Origin of the sequence: Phascolarctobacterium succinatutens CAG:287 (assembly GCF_000434895.1) — a bacterium.
Taxonomy (GTDB): domain Bacteria; phylum Bacillota; class Negativicutes; order Acidaminococcales; family Acidaminococcaceae; genus Phascolarctobacterium_A; species Phascolarctobacterium_A succinatutens_A.
Genome location: NZ_FR892820.1, coordinates 666 through 2,079 on the forward strand (window position 1 = coordinate 666; position 1,414 = coordinate 2,079).

General features: G+C 43.7%; 2 protein-coding genes. Both read left to right on the plus strand.

Annotation, left to right across the window (positions count from 1 at the left end; all coding sequences use genetic code 11):
- Positions 1 to 419 (plus strand): NAD-dependent epimerase/dehydratase family protein (locus BN587_RS12080; protein ID WP_303684969.1); only part of this gene is annotated, 419 nt, incomplete at its 5' end.
- Positions 420 to 481: 62 nt separating this feature from the next.
- Positions 482 to 1,414, plus strand: a 933-nt coding sequence (locus tag BN587_RS10065; RefSeq protein WP_044484849.1) for a sugar phosphate nucleotidyltransferase, incomplete at its 3' end; no start/stop codon positions are given.

A 1,414-nucleotide genomic window follows, 5' to 3' on the forward strand; every position in this document is an offset into this window, starting at 1 on the left:
ATCCGACACATAGCCATGTACTGCCTGCGTTGATTCGTCGTTTCCATGAAGCAAAGGAGCAGGGATTGCCGTTCGTAACCTGCTGGGGTGATGGTTCGCCGCTGCGCGAGTTCCTGTATGTTGATGATTTAGCTAATCTGTGCGTGTTCTTGATGAACAACTATAGCGGAGATGAAACAGTAAATGCTGGTACTGGTAAGGAGCTTACGATAAAGGAGCTGACAGAACTTGTTGCCAAGGTTATTGGTTATACAGGAGAAATTCGTTGGGATACCAGTAAGCCCAATGGCACACCGCGCAAGCTTTTAGATGTAAGCAAGGCAGAAAAGCTGGGCTGGAAATATAAAACTGAGCTGGAAGATGGTATACGTTTAGCATATCATGACTTCTTGACCAATGAAATGCGTGCGGAACGCTAAAATTTTAAGACCGCGTGTCCGACAGGAACGCGGCCTTTTCTATAGATAAGGAGAAGCAGATTATGAACGTAGTATTATTATCTGGTGGCAGTGGTAAAAGACTGTGGCCGTTGTCGAATGATATTCGGTCTAAGCAGTTTATTAAGATTTTCAAGAATGCTGATGGTTCGCATAATTCTATGCTGCAAAGGGTTTATGAGCAGATTAAGAGTGTGGACAGCAAGGCACAGATTACGATAGCTACATCTAAAAGTCAGGGTTCATCGATCAGCAACCAGCTGGAAGACAATGTAAGTATTTCTGTTGAGCCTTGTCGTCGTGATACCTTCCCTGCTATTGCGTTGGCAGCCTGCTACCTGCATGATGTGCTGCATGTGCCTGCTAATGAAGCTGTAGTAGTTTCTCCTATTGATCCATATGTAGATGACAGCTATTTTGCTGCCTTTGAAAAGCTGGCAACGTTGGCACAGCAACCGGAAAATAATCTGGTATTGATGGGAATTGAACCTACCTATCCAAGTGAAAAATATGGTTATATAATTCCTGATGGTAAGGAAGCTATCAGTACTGTAAGCATGTTCAAGGAAAAGCCGGATGCCAAAACTGCAGAAGAGTACATCAAGCAGGGAGCCTTATGGAATGGTGGTGTATTTGCCTTTAAGCTGCAATATCTGTTAGCTAAGGCACATGAGCTTATAGAGTTTGACGATTACTATGACCTTTACAATAAATATGATACATTGACTAAGATAAGCTTTGACTATGCTGTTGTTGAAAAGGAACCAAGGATTACAGTTATGCGTTATGCAGGACAGTGGAAGGATCTTGGAACCTGGAACACATTGACGGAAGCAATGGACGAGCAGGTTATTGGCAAGGGAATATTAAACGAGGCCTGCGAAAATGTGCATGTGGTCAACGAGCTGGATGTGCCGATTCTTTGCATGGGCTTGAAGGATATCATTGTTGCGGCAGGACCGGATGGAATCCTTGTT